Here is a 23,662-nt window from a genome sequence, read left to right as displayed (position 1 = left end):
AGTTCTACCAACTGTGCCGAAGGCATCAATGAGTAGAAGAACAGATAGATTAGACGAACAGTTCCGCGAGGAAATCGGCAAGCTCTTGCAGAAGGGCTTGAAGGATCCTCGCGTGAGTAGCCTTGCAAGCATTACGCGTGTGACGATTACTGACGACCTGAGCTACGCAAAGGTGATGGTGTCGGTGATGGGTTCCGACAAGGAAAAGCGTGATTCGCTGATTGGCCTCAAGAATTCGGCGGGTTACATCCGTACGGTTTTGGGCAAGGCGCTCAAGATTAGGAAGATTCCCGAGCTGAATTTTGTTCTGGATGAAAACCTGGAACACGCCATGCATATCGAAAGCATCTTGGCCGAACTGAAGCAGAAAGGGGATCTCTAGTTGAGCAATTCCGGCTTCGTTCTTTTGGACAAAATCGCTGGCGAAACTTCTTTTAAGGCCCTTTTCCCGCTGAAAAGGGTCTTTTCTACGAAGCGCGTAGGTCATGCGGGTACGCTTGACTTGCGCGCGTCTGGCTTGATTATTGCGGCCACGGGCCGCTGCACGCGTCTTTTGCCGTTTGTAGAGGCAAAGGACAAGTGCTACAGCTTTAGGCTGCATCTGGGCTACGAGACCGACACCCTCGAGTGGGATGGGGAAGTCGTCGCTCAAGATGAGCGTGCTGTTGATAAGGCTTCGGCTGAAAATTGCACGCTCACAGGGCCTCGGCCTTTGGCCGACGAATGTTCGCTTAGCGATTCTCAGCCTTCGCCTGATAAAGACGGTGTCGCTTTGAGCGACGCACTTAAAAGTGTTCTACCAAGATTTATGGGCGACATCGAGCAGATTCCGCCGAAGTACTGCGCCGTGAAAATCAACGGCGTTCGTGCAAGCGACCTGATGGAACGGGGCCGTAACATTGAGTTGAAACCCCGCAAGATTCACATTGGCGAACTCAAGGTAATCGGCGAAGGTAAAGTGACCGAGGGGTGCTCCGGCAAGGAATTTGCGACTTTCGACTTGATTTGCGAATGCTCCAAGGGAACTTACATCCGCGCACTTGGACGCGATATCGGGCGTGCCCTCGGGACCTACGCCTGCGTATCGCAGATACGCAGACACCGCATCGGCAATGTGGCGGTGGAGAGTGCCGTGCGTGGCGAGGACTTGACCCGTGAGAATCTGTTGCCGGTCGATGCGGTGCTCGACTTTCCGGTGGTGCGCTTGACCGACGAACAGGTGGCTACCATCCGTCAGGGAAACTGGCTCCCGTGGAAAGAGAAAGTCGAGGGCGTAGGCCCCGAGGGAAATGTGTTTGCCGCGAACATGCAAGGCGAGGTCTTGAGCCTATGCCACTATGAACCGGGACGCATCAAGCCGAAGTTCTACTTAGGGGAAGATGGGTAAGTTTTAGTCACTCTGGAGCGAGTCGATAGATGAACGATAGAGTTCATGTCTATCGGACCAAAGGTCCTCCAGAATGACTGCGTAAAAGTGTGGAAAAGAGAATGTCGGAAAAAGTAAAACAAAAGCGTGCTGTGACGATGGGAAATTTTGACGGATGTCACCTGGGACACCAGGCGCTTTTCCGTACCCTTAAGGCCGTTGCCGAAGTGAATGGCTGGACGCCTGCCGTCATCAGTTTTGAACCGCATTCTAACTATGTATTGCGTGGCCCCGGCGATCCGCTGCTCCTTACGACCACCGAAGAAAAGCGCGAATTTATCGAAAGCCTGGGCCTTGAATTCCTGGTGCTCCCGTTTACGCCCGAAGTCGCAAAGCTCCCGTTCGATGTCTTTGTCCGCCAGGAACTGATTGAAAAGCGCGGCGTGTGTGCCATGTTCTTCGGTCACGACCATTGCTTTGGTGCCGGCGGCAAGGGAAACTACGAAACGATTACCGCCGCCTTCCCCGAACTTTCGACGGCCATGCTTTCGATCGTGCTCCATAAGGGGGAACGCGTGAGTTCTTCGGCCGTGCGTAACGCGCTGCTGAATGGCGACGTCTCGCGTGCGCAGGCTTATCTGGGGCGCCCTTATCGTTTGTCAGGGACGATTGTCTCGGGAAAGCGTCTCGGGCATACGATCGGTTTTCCGACGGCGAACCTTCAGGTGGAAAAGTACAAGTTCCTGCCCAAGCGCGGCGTGTACGTGGCGACGGCCCGTCTGCCGGGAGTTGTCGATGCTGACGGTGCGCACGATGAACGCGTCTTCCGCGCGGTGGTGAATATCGGTACGCAACCGTCTACCGGCAACCAGCCGCTTGCGATCGAGGCATATCTGCTCGATTTCAGCGAGGACATTTACGGATGCCCGATGGCCCTTGACTTGATGGCCTATCTGCGCCCCGAACAAAGGTTTGCGTCCTTGGACGACCTGGTGCGCCAGATTGGCATGGATGCCGATACCGCCCGCAATTACAACGGTAACCACTGGGCTGAATAGGCTAGAAATCGCTGTTACGTTCACCAGTTCTTTGGATTTGGAGACTGTCGATACAGTTCATCTTTTGAATAAAAGCATCTATTGATTCGTTGGAAAGAGAATATCGAATAAAGTCGAGATCTAAATCTTGTGTTGCTCTGCGGATGTTTCCCGATTTACTCCGCATTACCACGCCACCCTTGACAGTGATGTTCCTATTCAAATTACCAGACGCAATGGATTTTAATACAATGTCTTGGCAAACCTTTGCTTTTGCGTTCAAGTCTGAAAGCCCATTCTGAACTTCTTTCTGAATCATTTCGTTTAGGTTTAACATCAAAACACCTCCAGTTGCAATGCCCGGAAGATCATTTTAGATTTCGGCATCTGCGGAACATAATCCTGAATCAGTTGCGTATCAAGTTCATGGAGTATCTTTCGGTAATTTCCAAGGATTTCCTTATAATAATCAAACGGCAATATGTTCTTGTTGCGCAGGAGTTCTAGCAACATTCTTTCCCGATTGTACATGGTAATGTTTGAACCTTCGAATTCTACCTGTACGGCACCAAGATACAGAATGTCTTTATTTTCAAACCGTTGTACAACTCGGTCGTCTGAAATTTTTCTTGAATGTCGCTCCGTAACTAGGCTGCACTTGTCTGGAATCGTGTCTGTCAGACCGTAATGATAAAACGCAGAATCCATGGAAAAAACGGCCTTCGGGTATTTGGCTGCTATAATTGCAATGTCAGATTCGTGCTTCTTTTTGGAATAAACGCCCTTTTCCAACAGATAAAGATGTCCTAAAGACATTTCTTTCAGGACTTGATAGTTTGAGCCGAACTCTTCAACACACTGTTTATACAATATTGCCATTTTTATAAATGTAGGTAAAATTTTGATTTTTACCTACATTTACTAAAATACATATTTTCGCTTGATTTGGCAATAGGAAAGGTTATTTTTTTTCCTAGCCGCTCAATTTTACACTTTTGTTCACTATCTGAAGTACGGAAAAATGTCACCTACGGGCTAAAATATGTGTGGAAAAATGTAGTCAACGGCTCATTTTATATGCAGAAAAATGTAATGAGAGTGCACAAGGGCGAATTTTTTAGCAAATCACTGAAATCAGGCGCTACTCACAAGGCATTATATCTTCCAACAAATGTAGCGATATGCCATTGTCAATTAAGCAGGTTTTAAAATCTGCATTATCTTGCCATTTTGTTAAAATAGCTCCCTCAAGATCCTCTAAAAGGTGTACATTAATTTCAGCAAGTTTTTCAACCTTATTGTCATTTTTTTCCACTTTATAAAGATGAAAATCCTGTGCGCTTGGAGGTTCTCCATGAACGGATTCATCGAAATAAATACATGTGATAAGGAATTCAACCTGAGTCCATTTCTTTTTAACTCGAGGTAGGCTCCTGGGCCCGTTTTTCTTGTTATATATGAATGTCCAAAATCATCTTCGTGAATTTCTTCTATGAATTGCTTTGGTTTATTCAATTGCTTGTCCAAAGCCATTTTAAAATCATATTCTTCAGAATCATTTGATAAGATGCCTACAGCAACTTTTGAATAATCTATTGACAACTTTAACTGTTTTTCAATATTCATATTTGTCGTCTCCTATTTGTGCTTTTTTTATTGTGAGCCTTCATTGGTGCTTGGTTTGTCACCTAGCGGTATTTGATGTCGTCGTTGAAAATGAACTATATTCGATGGATGCTCTTTTAGAAAATCCGACGAAATATATCCGGGTATCTGCGGTCAGCAAGCCTTCTTTTGTGAGGGCTTGCATGGCGTGTTCCGTCTGGTTTATTTCGGTGTCGGGGGTGGAACTGCAAACGACACTCATTCCGTACGCATTGCGGATTTCGTGGACGAGTTTCAGGTACTTGTTCCTGTAGCCTCGAGCAGAGCCGCCTTGACGAGCAGCACGTTCGTGTTGTTGCTCCCGAAAACGAAGCCGTATTCTGGGCAACTTTCCTGATTGCATGTGATGAACTTGTCGAAATCCATTGCGTCTTGCATATGGACGGAATATAGATTTTCCTGAAAAGAAAGCAAGACTGCCGTATAAAAACAAAAATCACCGCGTCATTATTTGTCGCGGTGAAAATTTTGTCCGGGTGTGTCGTGCTATCCGAAAATCTTGGCGTAGAATTCCGGTGCGAACTTGGACAGGTAACCCTGAATCAACAGGATCGAAACGAGAGCCGGCAAGACCCACTTGAAATAGATCCTGAAGGCGGCATTGTAAGGGATTTTGTAACCCTTACCGGCATTCATTTCGGCAAAGAACTTTTCCTGGCCCCAACCGTAACGGCTGGAACAGAAAATGGCGATGAACATGCCGCCCGCCGGGAGCATGGTGTTGCTCACGATAAAGTCTTCGAGGTCCAAGACACAGCTGCCGGGACCGAACGGTTCAAAGCTGGAAAGCACGTTGAAGCCGAGAGCGCAGGGGAGCGAAAGCAGGAACACGATTAGGATATTCCAATAGGCGACCTTGCGGCGCTTGTATCCCTTGAGGTCCATCCAGAACGACACCAGGTTTTCGAATACGGCAATCAGCGTGGACATGGCGGCAAAAGACATGAACAGGAAGAAGGCGGCACCGAAGAACCTGCCTGCAGGCATCATGGCGAACACGTTAGAAAGCGTCACGAAGATAAGACCCGGGCCCTGACCAGGAGACTGGTTAAAGGCGAAGCAGCTGGGAATCACGATGATACCTGCGACCAGGGCGACGATTGTGTCGAGGGCGCAGACGCTTGTGGCTTCTTTGGCCAGGGAATGATGCTTTCCGATGTAGCTACCGAAAATGGCTATGCTACCGATACCGAGGCTCAAGGTAAAGAAGGCATGCGCAAAGGCGGCAAAGATAGCCTCGCCGACGCCCTTGCCCGATTGCGTAAGGCGTTCCAAGGACGGCAACAGGTAGAATTCAAGACCAGCCGTAGAGCCGGGGAGTGTCACAGCACGGATGGCAAGCAGAACCATAATCACGAGCAGGCAAATCATCATGGTCTTGGTGATGCGTTCCACACCCTTCTGGAGTCCAAGCGATACGATGAATAAGCCGATGACGATGGCGCACGTCATCCAGAAAATCATGAGGCCCGGGTTCGAAAGCATTTCGCCGAAACCGGCCGCAATCTGATCCGGAGTGCCCATGAGGAACTTGGGGTCGGTGACCATCTTGTAGAAGTAATAGAACATCCAGCCAGTAACCACTGAATAGAACGCCATCAATATATAGTTGGCCGAAATCAGCGGGAACTTGGCCCAGTGCCACTTGGTACCCGGTTTTTCCAGGTTGTCGAAGGCGCGGGCGATACCGCTTCGGCCTCCACGACCCAGGGCGAGTTCAGCCATCAAGATGGGCAGGCCCAGGAAAAGCAGGAAGCCGAGGTAGGGAAGCACAAAGGCCGCTCCGCCGTACTGGCCGGCAATGTAAGGGAAACGCCACACGTTGCCCAGGCCAATGGCGCAACCGGCGGCAATGAGGATAAATCCGAGTCTTGATTTAAAGGTTTCGCGTTCCATAATGGGTTAAACGATAGAAAAATTTCGGCTTGTATTCGGTTGTCTGTGTCGATTGCCGCTTTTCGAAAAATAAAATAGATGTACCAACAGTAAAATTAGTGAACTGATGTTCATTATGCCTGCCCCGGACCAAGGACTGAAGTATGTTTTTTTTATGCTTTGGGTGCGAAAAATGCACACGTATCTTGCATCGGTGGGGGAAAATGGTAAATTTGTACAGTGTTGTGGTAAAATGTCCCAAATCTGTGTGTAAACTAGTATGAGTTCTTCGTTGTTCATAGGTCAGGCCCAGACGGCTATCGACGGAAAGGGAAGGTCATCCTTCCCTAGGGAATTCCGTCGTCAGCTGCTGCCGTCCGACGGGGAAAAGCTCGTGGTCACTCGTGGCCCGGCTAGGACCCTTCGGCTGTATACCCTGCCCGAATACGAAAAATTCATGGCCGACCTCGACTCGAGGTCCGACCGCCGTCAAGCCGACCTAGTTCGCAGAGGCCTCTGTCCCACGGTTGTGGAACTGGATGGTCAGAACCGCATTTTACTTCCAAAAATCTTGTTGGAGTATGCTGGTCTAAAGGATGAAGTCCTTTACGTACAAGCTAGCGGAAAGACTCTGGAACTATGGAATCCGGAACGCTTCAATGCCATGTATGGATTGACTACAGAGGATGCTGTTGCTGCATTCGATGCCGCGTACTACGGAGAATGCTTGACGGAGGGCGACGATGGCCGAAGATAATCTCCGTCTACATTCCGCTGCTGCCACTGCGGGCGTCGAGAACGGCGTGTTCTATCACGATCCGGTGATGCTTGCCGAATGCCTCGAAGGCTTGAACATCAAGCCCGAAGGCACTTATTCCGATTGCACCCTGGGCGGTGGCGGACATTCCTATGCGATTGCAAATAAATTAAGTAAAGACGGTGTGCTGCATGCCTTTGACCGCGACGAAGAAGCGGTGGCCTTTGCGACCAAGCGTCTTTCGGGAACCGCTCCGAAGTTCATCGTGCATCCGGTCCGTTTCGGCGAACTGAAGAATGAAATTGCGCCGAATTCGCTGGACGGCATCCTTTACGATTTGGGGATCAGCAGCCATCAGGTGGATGACTCCGCCCGCGGCTTTACCTTTGTGGGTGATAATCCGCTCGACTTGCGCATGGATCGTCGCGAAGGTGTCTCGGCGCAGGAATGGCTGCGTACCGTAAGTGCTGACGACCTTGCCGCGGCGCTCCGCAGGAACGCCGACATGGATCGTGCCTTTAAACTTTCGACCCGCCTGGTCGAAATGGCGGTGTCTATCAACGGTCGCGACATTTTGCCGTCTGACATGAAGACGGTGGTGGAATCGGTATTCCCGGACAAGAGGCGTGAAATCAACGGTTTGCTCGCCCGCGTGTTCCAGGCGATTCGCATGGAAGTGAACGGGGAACTCAAGGAAATCGAGGAAAGCATCCGCGCTGCTGTTGATTGCCTGAAAGTGGGCGGTCGCCTGGTGGTCATGAGTTACCACTCGGTAGAAGACCGTTGCGTCAAGGAAACCGCCGCGGAATTCGAACGTGCCTGCATTTGCCCCGAACACATGCCCGTGTGTATGTGCGGTGGTAACCATCAGCGCCTGAAAAAGGTGAACCGGAAACCGATATTACCGACAAGTGAAGAAATTGCGGTCAACAGCAGGGCTCGCTCTGCGAAACTGAGGGTGTACGAACGAGTATGAGCGAGTCTAATGTGAATTCCGTGCTGTCCTCGAACCGCCTGATTGTGCGGGGCTTTTTGGGCGCCATCTTGGTGGCGGGCCTGATGTTGATTTTGCCGCTGTACATGCAGAACCGCCTGACGAAACTTTATACGAAATCGCATGAGCTGACCTTGCAAATCGGTCAGTTGGAACGCGAGCGTACTTTGCAACAGCTTGAAATCAATAAACTGTCTTCGCTGGAAAATCTTTCGGTGTTTGCCGAAGGGGCAGAACTTGGCTTGAACGGCGTGCCTACCAAGGTGCGCGTGACGGGGGCTCCATGAATATCGTGAATTTGGATGCTCTCTCGGTTGGAAAGATGATTGTGCTGGGCGTTATCGGTGTTCTGGCGTGGCAGACCTTTAATATCCAGGTGATCAACCGTGGCGTTTATCAGGAAGAAACCAAGCGCCAGGTCACGATGACCAAGAATATCTATGCGGAACGCGGTGAAATTCTGGATAGGAATGGCGAAGTGCTCGCGCGGAACCTGCGCGATACGGGCAAGGCCGAAGACTATAGCCGCATTTTCTTGCAAGGAAAACTTGCCTCGCAGATTGTGGGCAAGGTGGGTTTCGATGGCGTGGGAAGCATGGGCGTGGAACGCGTCTTTGACTTGCGCCTCCGCGGCAACGAAGGTTTCCGCGTGGGAATCAAGGATGCCAGGGAACACGAAATCTACGGACGTTCCGAAAATGTGGCCGAGGCGAAGCCGGGAAAGAACCTGGTGCTCACCATCGACAAGAACATGCAGGAAATCGTGGAGAAGGCTCTCAAGGACGGTGTGACCGAGTTCAGCGCGGCGAGTGCCTCTGCCGTGGTGGTGGACCCCTACACGGGCGAAATCCTTGCCATGGCGAGTTACCCGACATTTGATCCGAATTCCAAGAAACAGGGTGTCGGCCGCATGGCGAAAAATGACATCGTTGCGATGTCGTATGAACCGGGGTCGACGTTCAAGGTGATTACGGCTGCAGCTGCCCTTGAAAACGATGTGGTTCCCGAAGATACCGTGTTTGAGAACGAAGGCAAGTGCTGGAGCTGGAATCCTAAATCAGAACGCATCTGCGATACGCACGTCTATGGTGATATGGATATGGCCGAGGCGATGGTGCAGTCGTCGAACATCGTGTTTGCAAAGATTGCCGACAAGGTGGGGGCGGATCGCTTCTACCGCATGGCTCGCAATTTTGGTTTTGGCATGAGAACGTCGGAAAACCTTTATGGCGAAGAATCCGGACGCTTGTACATGCCCTACGAGCTCACGAAGGACGATCGTACGCTGAAGACGATGGGCTTTGGACACGCCGTGTCCGTGACGCCGATTCAGATGGTGATGGCGTATTCGGCGGTTGCCAATGGCGGGAACCTGATGGAGCCCATGATTGTAAAGGAATGGCGCGATGCCGATGGAAACCTGGTGGAAAAGAAAAACCCCGTAAAGGTGCGGCGCGTGATTTCGGAGAAGACGGCCGCCTCGATTCGCAAGATGCTGAACCGCGTGGTGAATAGCGGAACGGCAAAGCGCGTGGTGAGCAAGAAGATTCCCGATGTGATTTTTGGCGGAAAGACGGGTACGGCCGAAAAATATAACCAGGAAACGGGAAAATACGACCGCGAACACCAGGTTGCGTCTTTCATTGGTCTTGCCCCGGTTGAAGATGTCCGCTACGTGTGCCTGGTACTGGTCGATGACCCGAACGCCGACAAGCTGTACGGACATACGGGCGGCGCGACGGCAGGGCCTATTTTCCGCCGTATTATGGAAAGTATCTATTACCATCCCGAGCTTTCGCCTGCAGCTCATGCACTGGCCTTGGTAAAGCCGGAATCGCCCTGCAAGGACGATTATGTGGGAATGGTAACCGGTGCTGCAGAGGCTTTGGCGAAGTCCAAGAAGTGTGCGGTTTCGTTCGAAGGCGAGGGAAACCGCGTGGTCTCGGTTCGCAGGGATAAGGCGGATTCGCTGTCGCTTGTCCTGAAACTTGGAAATGTGGATGCGGAAAAGATGCCGAACTTGAAGGGGCTTTCGTTGAAGGATGCTCTTGAAATTGCGGGAAACATCCGTATGAACGTGGAGTATTCCGGAATGGGCCGCGTTGTATCGCAGAGCCCGAAGGCGGGTGAACCGCTCCGCAAGGGACAGATTTGTATGCTGACGCTAAAGGAGAAAGGCTGATGATTTCTGAGACTTTGATGCAGAAATTGAATGTGCAGGGCCTATGCGACGACTCCCGCCGCGTGAAGCCGAACGACTTGTTTTTTGCGATGCCGGGCGCCGAAGGCTTTGCCGTGAATGCGGTTGCGTCCGGTGCAGTTGCCGTGGTGAGTGAAGCGGTTGCTCCTGCTGAACTGACCTCGAAATGGATTCAGGTGGCCGATGTGAAGGCTGCCCGTCAGGAATCGGCAGAGATTTTCTATAAGGATCCGTTTGCAAGACTGAATGCCCATGCGGTTACCGGAACGAACGGAAAGACCACCAGCGCTTTCCTGATGGATGCGATGCTTACGGCGGCCGGCCACAAGGTGGCGCTTTTGGGAACCATCAAGAACAAGATTGGTGACAAGTCGGTGCCGGCCACCCTGACGACGCCGGGACTTCTGGACTTGTATGCATTTGCCGCGAAGGCCGTTGAGGCCGGTTGTACGGACTTGGTGATGGAAGCGTCTTCGCATTCCTTGGATCAGGGCCGTATGGCGGGCGTGCTTTACAAGAGCGCCTTGTTCAGCAACCTGACGCAGGACCACCTCGATTACCATAAGACGATGGACGCCTACTTTGAGGCAAAGAAGCTCTTGTTTACGCGTTACCTCGCAGACGACGGCGTGGCCGTTGTCAATATCGATGACGCGTACGGAAAGAAACTATACGATTCCCTAGCCGGGATTGGAGCGGACCGGAGGGTGGCTGTCTCGCGTCTAGGGGTCGTTGGTGCTACAGTGAAACCCGAAGGGGCTGTTGAAAATACTGAAGACGGACTCAAGCTTCGCCTGCCCGCGATTAGTGCCGATGTGTTTGAAACTCCGCTGTGCGGCGACTTTAACGTGGACAACGTGATGCTCGTGCTTTCGTGGGCGAAGGCGATTGGAATTGCTGAACCGGCAATGCGCAAGGCTCTCTCCGAAGTTTGCGTTCCGGGCCGTTTCGAAAAAGTCTGGAACAAGAATGGCCGTCACGTGATTGTGGACTATGCTCATACTCCCGATGCCCTTGAACGCGTTCTTACGACCGCTCGTAGCCTCTGCCGAGGCCGCCTAGCGTGCGTGTTCGGCTGTGGTGGTGACCGCGACAAGACCAAGCGCCCGATTATGGGTGCGATTGCGGAGCGCCTTTCGGACAAGGCTTGGCTCACCTCCGACAATCCGCGTACCGAAAATCCGACCGACATCATCAACGATGTGCGTGCCGGCATGAAGACGGACAAGTTCTGCGTGGTCGAAAAGCGCGAAGAGGCGATTGCCAAGGCTTGTGCCGAACTCAAGGACGGCGACTGGCTCGTGATTGCGGGCAAGGGCCACGAAGACTACCAGATTGTGGGTAAGACCAAGCACCATTTTGATGACCGCGAAGAGGCGGTGAAGGCGATGGAAAATGTATAAGCTGGATATGAAAATCAAGGAACTCTTGGAAATCCTCGAAACCTACTCGGTAGGCATCGATGGACGAACCAAGAATCGCAAGGTGAATCTTTGCATGGATTCCCGAGAACCTGCCAAGGGTGTTGTGTTTTGGCCGATCAAGGGCGCCCGTTTTGACGCCCACCAGTTTGTAACTCAAATGGAAAAAAATGGAGCATTGATGAGTGTCGTGAATGCAGATGCCGAAGGCATTGAAAACTTCAAGATGTATGCGCCCGTCGACGATACGACGAAAGCGCTCCTCAAGCTCGCCAAGGGCTACCAGAAGAATTTTAAGATAAAAAAGGTTGCCATTACGGGCAGCAACGGCAAGACGACTACCAAGGAAATGGTGAAGGCCGTTCTTTCGCAGAAGTACAATACGCATGCCACCGCCGGTAACTTCAACAACCACATCGGTGTGCCCATGACGCTGTTCCAGCTCAAGCACAGCCACGAAGCTGCAGTCATCGAAATGGGCACGAGCGGTCCGGATGAAATCCGTCCGCTCTCGCTCGCCGTCGAGCCCGATGTGGCCGTGATTACGAACATCGGAGCCTCTCACCTGGAACGCCTCAAGGATTTGGATGGCGTATTCGCCGAAAAGAAGACGATTGTCGCTGGCCTCAAGAAGAACGGTGTGCTCATTGTGAACGCCGATGACCCGCACCTTTGCAAGTGCCGCAGCAATACCAGCTACAAGGTGGTGACATTCGGCGTAAAGCGCGGCATCATCAAGCCCGAAAAACTTGAATGGAGCGAAGACAACTGCGCTACTTTCTTTGTGGAACGCACCAAATTCACGCTGAATGTGCCGGGTATCCATAACCTTTACAATGCCCTCGCCGCTATTGCCGTGGGGCTCCAGTTCCGCGTGCCCAAGGCCGAAATTGCAAAGGCTCTTGCGAATTTCCGTTCGACCAATATGCGCATGGAAATCAAGAACGCAAATGGCTTCAAGATCGTGTCGGATTGCTACAATGCGAACCCGTCTTCGACCAAGATGGCTTTGCAGACTATCGGCAATATGAAGGTGAACCGCCGTATCGCCGTTCTTGGCGATATGTTGGAACTCGGAGCCCAGACCGACGCCCTGCACCAGGAAATGGGTGCCATGGTGCCCGAAATGAATTTTGACATGCTCCTGACCGTGGGCGAAAAGGCGAAACTTTATGTGAAGGGCGCAAAGTCCAAGGGTATGAAGGCCGCGCATCATTTTGCCTCTGTTCAGGAACTGATCGACACCCTCACCGAAATCGTGGCCGAAGGCGACGTGCTCCTGATTAAGGGCAGCCGCGGCATGCACATGGAGACTGTGGTGGATGCCCTGCTCAAGCTGACGAAGGTTAACGCATAGGTTGTAGTGTAAATGGAAAATATGGCAGCACATACCGGCATGAACAAGTTACTGCTTATTGCAGCGCTGTTGCTGATCTGTATAGGTGTACCTATCATCTATACAGCGTCATCGCACTTTGCCGTAGCCAAGGGCTTGCCTGCGGAATTCTACCTGCAGAAGCACCTGGTTAAGGTTGTGGGTGGTCTTGTGCTGATGTTTATTTGTGCGCGCTTTGTGGATTATGGACACTGGAGCTGGCTTGGAAGGATCACTTTTGTAATAGGCGTGGTCCTTACGATAGCGGCTCTGGTCAAGGGTGGTGCGGTTAAGGGTGCGAACCGTTGGATTTTTGGTATCCAGCCCTCCGAGATTATGAAACTGGGAATGCTGATTTGCATTTGCTGGAAGTTCTCGCAGGCGGGCGATAACATCAAGAGTATCGCCTGTACCTTGGTGCAACCGGGAATATTCTTTGGAATTACGGCGTTGCTGCTTATTCTGCAACCGAACTATTCGATGATCGTGATGCTCTCTTTCGTGGTCGGCTGCGTAATGATTACGGCTGGTGTGAACCTGAAATACCTCGCGATGACTGTGGGTGCCCTAGCTCCGCTTGGCTTGATTATGTTGCTTGTAACGGGACATTCCAGCAAGCGTATCCACGCGTTTTTCGCTGACGAAGGAGAAATGGTCGCTTCTAACTGGCAGGGGGACCATGCTCTGCAGGCTCTTGGAAATGGCGGTTTCACCGGGACGGGATTTGGTATGGGCGTGCAAAAGCTGGGTTATTTGCCGGAAGCGCATAAGGATGTTATTTATGCGGTGGCGGGCGAGGAATTTGGCTTTGTTGGAACATTTGTCCTGCTGGCTCTTTATGCAATCCTTTTTGCGCAGGGTTTCAAGATCGCGCGTCAGTCCTCGACCCGTTTTGGCAAGTACCTGGCGGTGGCGTTCACCTATTCGTTGTTCTTTAACTTCTTGGTGCACGTCTGTGTTTGCGTTGGACTTTTCCCGATGACGGGGCAACCGCTGCCGTTTATCACCTTCGGTGGAACGAACCTGATCTACAGCTGCGTCGTGGTTGGAATTTTGCTGAATGTCTCTAGGCCCAATACGGGCAAGATGATCAAGGAACCTTATATGAGCGGTGCGTCGTTGGAAAGTAGCGCTTATAGAAATGTTGATTTTACAAGGAGTGGCGTATGAAAAAGTTTCTTTTCGTATGTGGCGGTACCGGAGGCCATATTTTCCCGGCCGTAGCCATTGCAAATAGCCTCAAGAAGATGGGCGTGACCGATATTACTTTTGCGGGACGTAAGGATTCGATGGAAGAACGCCTCGTGGCTAAGGATTGGCCCTACGAATATATTTCGGCGGTTCCTCTGCACCGTGGCCCGTTCCTCAAGAATTTGGCGCTGCCCTTTAACCTTTCCAAGGCGCTGGTACGCGCGAAGAGTGTCATCAAGAAGGTTAAACCCGATGTCGTCGTGGCGACGGGCGGCTACGTGTCGCTCCCGATCGTGCTTGCCGCAGGGACAGCCGGTATTCCCGTTTATCTGCAGGAACAGAATGCTGTGGCGGGTGTTGCGAACAAGGTTGGTTCCCGTTACGCAAAGACCATCTTTGTCACTTCCGAATCGGCCTCCAAGTTCTTCCCTGCTGAAAAGTGCATGATTTTTGGAAACCCCGTCCGTGAATTGCCTGCGGAAGGTTCCATGGCTCGCCCTGCTGAATTTGCTCCGGGCAAGAAGGCCGTGTTTATCGTGGGTGGCTCGCAGGGTGCCGTAGGCATCAACAACAAAATCGAAGAAAGCATCAAGACCATTGCTGCCCGCGACGATGTGTCCGTGGTGTGGCAGGTGGGTGTCAAGAATGTGGACTCCATTAGCGCCCGCGTCGGCGATGTGCCGAATGTGGCTATCCGCGGATTCCTGGATGGCATTTACGCCTATATGATGCATGCGGACTTGATTATCAGCCGCGCTGGAGCTTCGGCCTTGGCCGAAATCCTTGCCTTCGGCAAACCCTCTATCTTGCTTCCGTTCCCGCATGCAACGGCGAACCATCAGGAATTCAATGCGCGCGTCGTTGAAAAGGCGGGAGCCGCCCTCGTGGAACTCGATGCCGAAGAAAATCACCTGTGGGAAAAGGTGGAACAACTCTTGGGCGATGAAACTCGTTTAAACGCGATGGCCGATGCGGCAAAAAAACTCGGAATGCCCGATGCCGCAGACCAGATTGCGCGCGTTATCCTTGAAAAGGAGAATTGTTTTAATGCAGATTAATGATTGTAAGCGTGTCCGCAAGCTTCACTTTGTCGGTATCGGTGGCGCCGGTATGTCTGGCATTGCCGAGGTGCTCCATGCGAATGGTTTTATCGTGAGTGGTTCCGACACGGGCGAAAGCGCCGTGATCGATTACCTCAAGGGTCTTGGTATCCGCGTGTTCTCGAAGCATGAGGCGTCCAATGTCGAAGGGACTGATCTTGTGGTCTATTCTTCTGCGGTTCCGCACGACAATCCGGAACTGGTTGAAGCGCGTAACCGTCGCATCCCCGTGATTCGTCGCGCCGAAATGCTCGGTGAATTGATGCGCATGAAGTACACGCTCTCGATTGCGGGTACTCACGGCAAGACCACGACCACTTCTATCGTAGGCCAGATTTGGGAAGAAGCCGGCCTCGACCCGACCATTATCGTGGGCGGAGTTGTTAAGGGCAAGGGCAGCGGTGCTAAGGTCGGTAAAGGAGACTACCTGATTGCCGAAAGCGATGAATTTGACCGCAGCTTCCTTTCGATGATGCCGTCTTCTGCAATCATCACGAACATTGATGCCGACCATCTGGATACTTACGAAAATATCGAAGACATCAAGGATGCCTTCGTGCAGTTCGCGAACAAGATTCCGTTCTACGGTCAGGTGATTGTCTGCCTGGACGACCCGAATGTGCAGCAGATCCTGGCTCGTCTGAAAAAGCCGGTGATTACCTACGGCTTTACGCGTCAGGCGAAGTACCGCGTGGATAACCTTCGGTTCGAGAAGGGTTACCCTGTATTTGAAATTTTGAACGACGGCGAAAGCTTGGGTGAATTCAAGCTCCAGATTCCTGGCCGCCACAATGTGCTGAATGCGACTGCCGCCGTGGCCCTCGCGATCGAAGAGGGAATCTCTGCCGATGTCGCTTGCAAGGCCTGCGCCGAATTCGAAGGCGTTAAGCGTCGCTTTGAATTTATTGGTGAAAAGAACGATGTGCTGGTCTTTGATGACTACGCGCACCATCCGACCGAAGCCGCGGCGACACTGCTCGGTTTCCGCGATGCGTTCCCGGACCGCCGCATTATCGTGGCTTTCCAGCCGCACCTGTTTACGCGTACCCGCGACCAGCATGATGCCTTTGGCGGTGCGTTTGCCAACTGTGATGTGCTCTTGGCAACTGATATTTATCCGGCCCGCGAAAAGCCCATCGAGGGCGTGACCGGTGCGCTGGTGGCAAACAGCGCAACGGACCGCGGACATCGCGATGCCCGTTTCGTGGGCGACCAGCTGAACTTGCTGCCGATTTTGAAGTCGGAACTCAAGCCGGGTGATGTCGTGGTCCTCATGGGTGCTGGCAACATCTGGAAACTCGGTGAACGCATTCTCAAGGAATGCCTCTAGGAGATTGGATTGAAGGAACGTAGTACCACATTGTTTGGCCGCCGCATTGGCACCAACGAACGCAAACGCAAGCAGGAACGTGCCCGCAAGGTAAAGCACGGGTTTAGCTGCGTGTGGTGCTGGTTCAAGCGACGGGGCTGGATTTTCGGCGTGGTCCTTGCCGTGATTGCGTTCCTCGCGATTCACAACCGGTTCTATTTGCAGCGATTCAATCCGCTGGAACTGCGCTACCTGCAGTATGTGGAAATCGAAGGCAACCGTATGCTTTCGTGGGAAGACGTGATGCAGAACGCCCAGGTGGAAACGGGAATGCGGATGTCCGAACTGAACGAAGATTCCGTAGCGGCCGCCCTAACGCAGCTTCCGCTAATCCTTTCGGTCAGTGTCGAAAAGAAGTTCCCATCTTCGCTGTATATCAAGTTGCAAGAGGCGACTCCCGTGTTGACCGTGCTCGAAGGAGGCAAGGCGACCATCTATTCGGAAAAGGGGCATCCGCTTCCGTACTCGGTGGCGACCGCCATGCGGCTCCCGGTGCTAGAAGTAGAGGCGCTCGATAAGGTCAAGATGATGTCGCAGTTCCTGCTTTCGATGCGAAACGCGGACAGCGAACTCTACGACAGGGTCTCGCAGCTGAGCTGGAGCGAAAAGGATGCCGCTATAAAGGTGTTCTTCAGGGATGTGGGCTACGTGGCCCTCTTCCCGGCAAAGAATTGGAACAGGGATATGTTTGTCTTGTATAAGGCCGTTGAAAATGGATTTGTACCCGACTTGCTGTGTGCAGGTGAACTCGATATGAGGTTTTCGGGCTTTGCGTACGTAAGGAATTATGATAAGAGGTGCGTCAATGGATGACAGTAAACAGGAAAAGAGAAAAGAGGAATACATCTTTGGTCTCGATATCGGGGCTTCGAAGCTGAACCTTTTCGTAGGCATTTCGGAAGGCGAAAATGTCCGTGTTGTGGAATGCGGCGATTTCCCTCTCAAGAATGCGGACGAATTTGACTCGGTGGTGGATACGATCCAGCAAGCGGTCCAGGTAATCGAGAATTCGACTCGCGTCGATGTCCGCGATGTCTACGTGGGCATTGCCGGCAAGCATGTCCGCTCTTACAGTTTTCAGGGAATTGTGACGCTCCCGACGGGCGAAGTTCGCGAAGAGGATATCGACAGTGTACAGCGTCAGGCTAGCGCGGTGCCGCCTTCGGCGGGCGAGATTATCCACGTGTTCCCGGGCGAATACTCGCTGGACGAAGAAGAACATATCCGTAACCCGAAGGGCCGTTCGGGCCGTCGCTTGGGCGTTGAAGTCCAGGTGGTGACCGCTCGTCAGAATGCCATGCAGAACTTGGGCAAGATGATCAACCGTGCGGGTCTCAATGTAGCGGGTTACGTGTTGGAACCTCTGGCCTCTGCATGCTCCGTGCTTACCGATGACGAGCGCGAACTGGGTGTCGCCTTGATCGACTTTGGTGCGGGTACGGCGGATGTTGCCGTTTTCGTGAACGATTCTGTGCGCTTTACGACTTCCATTGACTATGCCGGAAACGTCATCACGAGCGATATCAGCCGCTGCCTCAATGTTCCGATTTCGCTTTCGAAAGCCGAAGAAATCAAGAAGAAATACGGAACATGTACCATCAACAATCTCATTGAGGACGAAACGTTCCCGGTTCCTGCTGTCGGAAACCGTGGCGACGTTCAGTGCTCCCGCAAGTTGCTTGCGAATATCATTACGGCGCGCGTGGAAGAGATTTTCAGGTTGCTGAATGAGAAATTGAAAAAGAGCCAGATTGATACCATTATTAATGGAGGTATCGTCTTGACGGGCGGTTGCTGCGCCTTGGAAGGCATCGAAGATGTGGCGTGCAGGGTGTTCAAAAAGCCTGTCCGCATCGGTCGCCCCAAGGGAATGAGCGGCATCCAGGAAGCCTACCAGAATCCGTCGTATGCGACCGGAATTGGCCTCCTGTACTATGCGAACAAGCAGCACCGCGAAAAGAAGAAAAATGAAACGAGCAAGATGCAGATCCCGGATACTGTCAAGAAGGGGTTCCAGCATTTCGTTGAAATCATCAGGAAGTATTTATAACAACAACCAACACTCACTACCAGGGAGATAATTAACATGAGTGAAATCGACAACTTCAATTTCGAAGTCAAGTCTCGCGTTATGGGCGAGGTGCCATCTTATAACAACGCCAAGGTCAAGGTGTTCGGCGTCGGTGGAGCAGGTGGAAACACCGTGAACCGCATGAAGGACATGAACATCGAGGGCGTGGAATACTACGCCGTGAATACGGACTCGATGGCCCTTGACCAGAGCAAGGCTGATCATACCATCCAGATCGGTGACAAGGCTACTCGTGGCCTGGGCGCTGGCATGGATCCTGAAGTGGGCCGCAAGGCTGCCGAAGAATGCATCGACCAGTTCAAGGAAGCCATGAAAGATGCCGACATGGTGTTCATCGCTGCCGGCATGGGCGGTGGAACCGGTACGGGTGCGGCTCCGGTCGTTGCCGGCGTGGCCCGTGAACTCGGTATCCTCACGGTGGCCGTGGTGACCAAGCCGTTCCGCTGGGAAGGTAACGCACGTTCTTCGATCGCGCAGTCCGGCATTGCTGCACTCCGCGAATGCGTCGACACGATTATCGTTGTCGAAAACAAGAAGCTGCTCGGTCTCCTTCAGGCCTCAAACCAGAAGGCGACCATGGAAGAAGCCTTCAAGATGGCTGACGAAATTCTCGGCAACGCCGTCAAGAGCATTTGCGGCATCATGTTCCACCATGGCCTTGTCCATGTGGACTTTGCCGATATTCGCAAGGTCATGTTGAAGGGCGGCACCGCTCTGATGGGTACGGGTTACGCACAGGGTGAAAATCGCGGTATCATGGCTGCCGATATGGCTCTTGCCTCTCCGCTTCTCGAAGATATCAACATCGAAGGCGCTTCGGGCGTGCTCGTGAACGTGGCTCACGGCGAAAACTACTCCTTGCTCGAACACAACGACGCCATGGAACACATCTACGAAAAGGTGGGCGAAGAAAACAACCCGAACATCATCGTCGGCGACATTACCGATCCTAACCTTGGCGACAAGGTCTGCATCACGATCATCGCGACGGGTTGCGGTGGTACTTGCAAGCCCGCTTCGAACCGTGTGAACGTGGGACCGCTTCCGTCCAGCTTCATTCCGCATCCAACGATTGCGATGAATACGACGGCTCAGACGAATCCGTTTGCTCCGGCGAATTCCTCCGCGGTGACTCAGGCCGCTCCTGCCGTTCAGCCGGCAACGCCGCGTCCGACCAGCGTGAACTTCTTCGCCCAGCTTCAGGCCCAGCAGCAGGTTCAGGCTCAGCCCCAGGTGCAGCCGCAGGCCGAAATGACCGCATCGATTCCGTCCATCACGGAAACGCAGGTGGTTCGTTCCATCAACGCGGCTATGTTTAGCTCTCCGGAATTCAATGCGACGGCCCCTGCCGAAGAAGAAGTGGTTGGCCTGGGTTCCGATACTGCTGAATTCTCTGCCGTTGCCGATGAGGACCGTATGAACGGTGGTCGTGGTGGCGTGGAAACCAACAATGTTGGTAGCCGCGAAGCATCTTACACCTCTCAGAATGAGTTCGATATGCCTGCATACGCTCGACAGGAAAAGGTTGCCGCTATGGAGCCTGCCATGGCTTCTGCCCGCAACGAAGGTGAAACGGAACGCGAAGTGGACTATCTCCAGCCCGCTTGGCTCCGTAACGCTCAAGGCAGCATGAACAACTTCTAATATGCGCTTGCTGATAAATTCGGCGAAAATATCTACGGGACTCACGTCTCGGTAGGTTTTGCCGGAATTTTCCAAGAAAATCACACACACACAACGAGTGCGCGGGTGCGCACTCACCACAACACAAGGGGTTGCCCGGGACTCCCTGCCTGGGCAACCCTTCTATTATACCGCTCGCGCTCAATTATGTGAATTCGTCCCCGGCGCGCTCGCTCTCGCGACCGCCACGGCTTAACGCCTGTGGCTTTGTCGCTCACGATTATACCGCTCGCGCTCAATTATGTGAATTCGTCCCCAACGCGCTCGCTCTCGCGACCGCCACGGCTTAACGCCTGTGACTTAGTCGCTCACGATTATACCGCTCGCGCCGTGTCGCTCGCGCTCAATCGTATAAGTTTTACAATTAAGTCATCCTGGAACCCGAAGGGTGACGGGATCCATTTTTTTTATAAATTTACGCATTATGCGATTCCGTGCTCTTTTGGTTGCAATAGGCTGCTTTGTGTCCGTCGCCCTGGCGACGGATTCTGTGAATAATTCCACCCCGGCGGATTCCTCACGCTACAAGGGCTACTTCCAAATCGGCACGGACTTCAACTTCGGCTTTAACGGCGGCCCGACCGACCCGACATTTGCTGTGGATACCGCCGAAACCTATGGCGGCAACTGGCGCGGGCTCCGCGTTCCGCTAGAAAACGCTCGCAGCTACGAGGAACATATCGAGCCGTTCTTTACGCTTGCGTTCCGTGCGGGCTACGGTGATTTCCATTTCCTTTTGGAAGCCCCACTCCGCAAGGATATCGAAGCCTGGTACGATAGCGACCTCAAGACGAACTTTACCTACAAGCCGAGCGAACTCGACATCGGCGTGCCCATCAACGCCTACGCACTGTGGAATAATCCCGTGGGCTATGTGCAGTTGGGTCGCTTCGATCCCGAAGACCTCAAGGTATCCCCGAACGACCTGACGATTGGCGGCGTGCCGTACCACGACGGTCTGCACTGGAAATTCAAGGCGGGCATCTTCCGCTACGACTTCCTGCTTTCTTCCTTGAACGCGTGGCTCTTTGACGATGTCCCCGGTGAACCCGACGAAACTGGATGCCGTTACCCTGCAGGCTCCGAGGCGGCGGAACAGAAATGCCCCGAAAAGGACAAGCAGGCCGCCAACCAGCGCGATCGAATCTACGACGAGAATGTGAAAAATCTCGTGTACCACCGTATCGGTGTCGAAACTAAACATTTCTGGACTTATGTGATCGAAGAAAGCATGGTGGGTGGCAAGGACCTGGAATTCCGTTCCATGAACCCGTTCATGTTCCTGCACAATAATTTTGCGGGCGGCTACACCAAGGCGGTCACTTCGTTTGAACTCGGCTTTACCCCGATTCAGGGTTCCCGTTTTTACGGACAAATTTGCATGGAAGACATCAACAGCCCCGTGGGCGAAGATGACGACAAGGGCACGAACCGCAGTATGATCAGCTACATGGCGGGATATTATCAGGAAATCCCGACACGCCGCTACGGAACGTTCTCGTGGCGCTTCGACGCCGTGCGTACCGATCCGCTGCATGGCAACGGACGCCTTCCGCTGCTGGAATATTCTAGCCGTCGCCTCTACCGCAGCAACTACCGTGAACAGGACGATCCCGACTACGCCGACATGTACTTTGTCGATTATCCCATCGGTTACCGCCGCGGCTCCGACGCTCTTGACCTGTGGCTGGATCTCGGCTGGAAATGGGGCCGCCACGCCGCCAAGGTGACGCTCGCCTGGCTCCGTCAGGGCGACAAGGAACTCTACACCGACTACGACATCGCCATCAAGGAAGAACATTCCCCGTCGGGAATCGAAGAAAAACAGTACGTCCTCGACGGCCTTTATTCCATGCAGTATAACAGCTGGTTCGGTTTCTACCTGGGCGGCGGAGTACGCAAGTACAGGAACCTCGCGCACGACAGGGACGAAGACGGCATCGATGGCTGGATCCGCTCCGGCATCAAGATGACCTTCAACCCGGTCGACACGAAATTCTAACTACGGTGGGGGAGGCCTCCCCCTCGGCAAAGCCTGTAGTCTTTGCCTACCCCTTCTAACGGGTGCTCATACGCCACACCCGTAACGCCCAGGCTCATCAAGGATGACGATGTAACCAACAAGAAAGGAATTTATCCGTACATATTGACAGGTGACGAACGTAACCTTTCAATCCGTGCGTTTACGGACAACCAGAAAATCAAGGCGTACGAGCGTCAACTGGGTATATGCCCGATTTGCAAACAACATTTCGAACTTGTGCAAATGGAAACCGACCATATCACTCCTTGGTGCGAAGGCGGCCCGACCATCGATACAAACTGTCAAATGCTATGCAGGGATTGCGACAGAAGGAATGGTAATAAATAGGGGCTTGATTAGGAGAGTGAGCAAAATCTAAAAGATTGGGTAAAAACAAAAACGGACATTTGGTTGGGATGGGGGGGGGGCTTGCTAGTCGCAAGTGCCGTTGGCGTACGTGCATCCTGTTTTTGGCAAGTTTACCTAGATTGATGAAATCGTCCATAGTTACACTTGATTTTATACAAAATATAAAGTATATTTGTGCGTGGTTTTCGTCATGTGCTGCCGAGCCGTTTCTGGTTTTGGATTGGTGGCAAAGGAGGTCTCCTTTATGAGGGGTGAAATTAAATGGCTGCTCGTTGTTGCCTTGGGTGCACTTGCTTGCGTATGTATGTGGGGGTGTGGGGATACATATTATGATTGGGAGGATAGAAGAAGTTCAAGGCGTGTTGTTGGATTTGTGGATGATTCTTTGGTAATGGTTGGTGATATACGCTGTTGGACAAAATATGAAGAAACCGTTCTCGCAATGTCTGACGAAGACCTTGGTTCAGGATGTGGACATACTCGTCTTTGCGTTTACAATTATAGGGTTCAGGAGGATGGACCGAGATGGTGCGATTCTTTGGATAATACGAGAGACGAATCTACTCTTATTGGGCAGATGACCGATTCTATTGTATGGGGCGGAAATGTGCCTGAATCAATAAAAATGTGGAAATTAGGAGAAAAACCTCATGAAAGGAAACTTCGTAAAATTGTCGAAGGATGTTCTGTTGTGTTTAAAGCAAAATCAATAAAACAATGGCTTGAAGGAACTTTTATTGTCCGTGGTGATAAGTCTTTGAACATGGGCGGAGATAGTTGCCAGTATGCTGTGCTAGATACGATGCAAAGAACGATTACTTACAAGAAACTAGAAGACGATTTAAAATGGATAAAGAAGTGCGACGATGTAAGAACTTGGGGGAATGATGTGTATTGTTTGGCTTTAAAGGGTAATCCGATGAATTTGTACTTGATGAAGAATAATATGTATTTGGATTCATTGCTACAGGGAGAACCGTACGGGTGGACTTATTATACAAAGGTTGGTTTTGCTGGTGATATGTTGGATTTAGGAAATAATGTGTGTAGGATTGTCAATGATGCTTTTCTGTGTATTGGGGTATCTATTCGATCTGCTTTAGAATTTAGTAATGAAAATGGCAATAGCGTAACTTATTAGGATT

General features: G+C 52.1%; 23 protein-coding genes. 18 read left to right on the top strand and 5 right to left on the bottom strand.

Annotated elements, in window-relative coordinates; translation table 11 throughout:
* The first annotated feature begins 28 nt into the window (after positions 1–28).
* The 3 genes from rbfA to ribF all read left to right on the top strand — a co-directional run bounded on the left by rbfA (position 29) and on the right by ribF (position 2,424).
* On the top strand, positions 29–382 hold the full coding sequence (gene rbfA / locus Q0P86_RS05310; protein ID WP_072976600.1) for a 30S ribosome-binding factor RbfA: 354 nt from the start codon (positions 29–31) through the stop codon (positions 380–382).
* Positions 383–1,387 carry a tRNA pseudouridine(55) synthase TruB gene (locus Q0P86_RS05305; RefSeq protein WP_294113349.1) on the top strand — a complete coding sequence of 335 codons (1,005 nt, stop codon included), beginning with the start codon at positions 383–385 and terminating at the stop codon, positions 1,385–1,387. It abuts the gene before it with no gap.
* A 101-nt stretch (positions 1,388–1,488) separates the two neighbouring features.
* Complete coding sequence (ribF, locus tag Q0P86_RS05300; RefSeq protein ID WP_290993206.1) at positions 1,489–2,424, top strand: riboflavin biosynthesis protein RibF; 936 nt, start codon at positions 1,489–1,491, stop codon at positions 2,422–2,424.
* A gap of 1 nt (position 2,425) precedes the next feature.
* On the opposite strand, the gene Q0P86_RS05295 is transcribed toward ribF, so the two are convergent.
* The 5 genes from Q0P86_RS05295 to Q0P86_RS05275 form a co-directional block, all read right to left on the bottom strand.
* The gene (locus tag Q0P86_RS05295; protein ID WP_295037861.1) at positions 2,426–2,740 is read right to left on the bottom strand and encodes a hypothetical protein; all 315 of its coding nucleotides are present in this window, start codon (positions 2,738–2,740) and stop codon (positions 2,426–2,428) included.
* Positions 2,740–3,282 carry a hypothetical protein gene (locus Q0P86_RS05290; protein ID WP_291022062.1) on the bottom strand — a complete coding sequence of 181 codons (543 nt, stop codon included), beginning with the start codon at positions 3,280–3,282 and terminating at the stop codon, positions 2,740–2,742. Before Q0P86_RS05290 ends, Q0P86_RS05295 begins: the two co-directional genes overlap by 1 nt.
* Before the next feature lie 378 nt (positions 3,283–3,660).
* Entirely contained in the window at positions 3,661–4,029 is a 369-nt protein-coding gene (locus tag Q0P86_RS05285; RefSeq protein WP_295037859.1) for a hypothetical protein, read from the bottom strand.
* 273 nt (positions 4,030–4,302) lie between these two features.
* Positions 4,303–4,446, bottom strand: coding sequence for a hypothetical protein (locus Q0P86_RS05280; protein ID WP_294113355.1), 144 nt, complete (start codon positions 4,444–4,446; stop codon positions 4,303–4,305).
* Between the two features lie 108 nt (positions 4,447–4,554).
* Positions 4,555–5,964 carry a sodium-dependent transporter gene (locus Q0P86_RS05275; RefSeq protein ID WP_295037857.1) on the bottom strand — a complete coding sequence of 470 codons (1,410 nt, stop codon included), beginning with the start codon at positions 5,962–5,964 and terminating at the stop codon, positions 4,555–4,557.
* A 259-nt stretch (positions 5,965–6,223) separates the two neighbouring features.
* On the opposite strand from Q0P86_RS05275, the gene Q0P86_RS05270 reads away from it, so the two are divergent.
* The 15 genes from Q0P86_RS05270 (at position 6,224) to Q0P86_RS05200 (ending at position 23,658) form a co-directional block, all read left to right on the top strand.
* Positions 6,224–6,700, top strand: coding sequence for an MraZ family transcriptional regulator (locus Q0P86_RS05270; RefSeq protein WP_295037854.1), 477 nt, complete (start codon positions 6,224–6,226; stop codon positions 6,698–6,700).
* Positions 6,687–7,676, top strand: coding sequence for a 16S rRNA (cytosine(1402)-N(4))-methyltransferase RsmH (rsmH, locus tag Q0P86_RS05265; protein ID WP_295037853.1), 990 nt, complete (start codon positions 6,687–6,689; stop codon positions 7,674–7,676). Before Q0P86_RS05270 ends, rsmH begins: the two co-directional genes overlap by 14 nt.
* Positions 7,673–7,981 carry a hypothetical protein gene (locus Q0P86_RS05260; RefSeq protein ID WP_294113361.1) on the top strand — a complete coding sequence of 103 codons (309 nt, stop codon included), beginning with the start codon at positions 7,673–7,675 and terminating at the stop codon, positions 7,979–7,981. The genes rsmH and Q0P86_RS05260 overlap by 4 nt, the downstream gene beginning before the upstream one ends.
* Positions 7,978–9,876: a penicillin-binding protein gene (locus tag Q0P86_RS05255; RefSeq protein ID WP_295037851.1), complete on the top strand. Its 1,899-nt coding sequence runs from the start codon at positions 7,978–7,980 to the stop codon at positions 9,874–9,876. The genes Q0P86_RS05260 and Q0P86_RS05255 overlap by 4 nt, the downstream gene beginning before the upstream one ends.
* Positions 9,876–11,297 carry a UDP-N-acetylmuramoyl-L-alanyl-D-glutamate--2,6-diaminopimelate ligase gene (locus Q0P86_RS05250; protein ID WP_295037850.1) on the top strand — a complete coding sequence of 474 codons (1,422 nt, stop codon included), beginning with the start codon at positions 9,876–9,878 and terminating at the stop codon, positions 11,295–11,297. Before Q0P86_RS05255 ends, Q0P86_RS05250 begins: the two co-directional genes overlap by 1 nt.
* A complete protein-coding gene (gene murF / locus Q0P86_RS05245) occupies positions 11,290–12,672 on the top strand; it encodes a UDP-N-acetylmuramoyl-tripeptide--D-alanyl-D-alanine ligase (RefSeq protein WP_295037849.1) in 1,383 nt (460 codons plus the stop codon). The genes Q0P86_RS05250 and murF overlap by 8 nt, the downstream gene beginning before the upstream one ends.
* A gap of 21 nt (positions 12,673–12,693) precedes the next feature.
* On the top strand, positions 12,694–13,860 hold the full coding sequence (locus Q0P86_RS05240; protein ID WP_290991436.1) for a putative peptidoglycan glycosyltransferase FtsW: 1,167 nt from the start codon (positions 12,694–12,696) through the stop codon (positions 13,858–13,860).
* On the top strand, positions 13,857–14,939 hold the full coding sequence (gene murG / locus Q0P86_RS05235; RefSeq protein ID WP_291022047.1) for an undecaprenyldiphospho-muramoylpentapeptide beta-N-acetylglucosaminyltransferase: 1,083 nt from the start codon (positions 13,857–13,859) through the stop codon (positions 14,937–14,939). Before Q0P86_RS05240 ends, murG begins: the two co-directional genes overlap by 4 nt.
* Complete coding sequence (murC, locus tag Q0P86_RS05230; protein WP_295037846.1) at positions 14,929–16,311, top strand: UDP-N-acetylmuramate--L-alanine ligase; 1,383 nt, start codon at positions 14,929–14,931, stop codon at positions 16,309–16,311. Before murG ends, murC begins: the two co-directional genes overlap by 11 nt.
* 9 nt (positions 16,312–16,320) lie before the next feature.
* On the top strand, positions 16,321–17,163 hold the full coding sequence (locus tag Q0P86_RS05225) for an FtsQ-type POTRA domain-containing protein (RefSeq protein ID WP_290991444.1): 843 nt from the start codon (positions 16,321–16,323) through the stop codon (positions 17,161–17,163).
* Positions 17,156–18,400 carry a cell division protein FtsA gene (gene ftsA / locus Q0P86_RS05220; protein WP_294113374.1) on the top strand — a complete coding sequence of 415 codons (1,245 nt, stop codon included), beginning with the start codon at positions 17,156–17,158 and terminating at the stop codon, positions 18,398–18,400. Before Q0P86_RS05225 ends, ftsA begins: the two co-directional genes overlap by 8 nt.
* Before the next feature lie 36 nt (positions 18,401–18,436).
* Positions 18,437–20,086 carry a cell division protein FtsZ gene (gene ftsZ / locus Q0P86_RS05215; protein WP_295037844.1) on the top strand — a complete coding sequence of 550 codons (1,650 nt, stop codon included), beginning with the start codon at positions 18,437–18,439 and terminating at the stop codon, positions 20,084–20,086.
* Positions 20,087–20,549: 463 nt separating this feature from the next.
* Positions 20,550–22,127: a hypothetical protein gene (locus tag Q0P86_RS05210; protein ID WP_295037843.1), complete on the top strand. Its 1,578-nt coding sequence runs from the start codon at positions 20,550–20,552 to the stop codon at positions 22,125–22,127.
* A gap of 42 nt (positions 22,128–22,169) precedes the next feature.
* Positions 22,170–22,496, top strand: a complete 327-nt coding sequence (locus Q0P86_RS05205; protein ID WP_294113378.1) for an HNH endonuclease signature motif containing protein — start codon at positions 22,170–22,172, stop codon at positions 22,494–22,496.
* Positions 22,497–22,761: 265 nt separating this feature from the next.
* The gene (locus Q0P86_RS05200; protein ID WP_295037841.1) at positions 22,762–23,658 is read left to right on the top strand and encodes a hypothetical protein; all 897 of its coding nucleotides are present in this window, start codon (positions 22,762–22,764) and stop codon (positions 23,656–23,658) included.
* Positions 23,659–23,662 lie beyond the last annotated feature (4 nt).

It is taken from the genome of uncultured Fibrobacter sp. (assembly GCF_946062555.1).
Classification (GTDB): domain Bacteria; phylum Fibrobacterota; class Fibrobacteria; order Fibrobacterales; family Fibrobacteraceae; genus Fibrobacter.
Note: the sequence above shows the minus strand (reverse complement) of the source record. Positions and strands in the feature narration are given on the sequence as shown.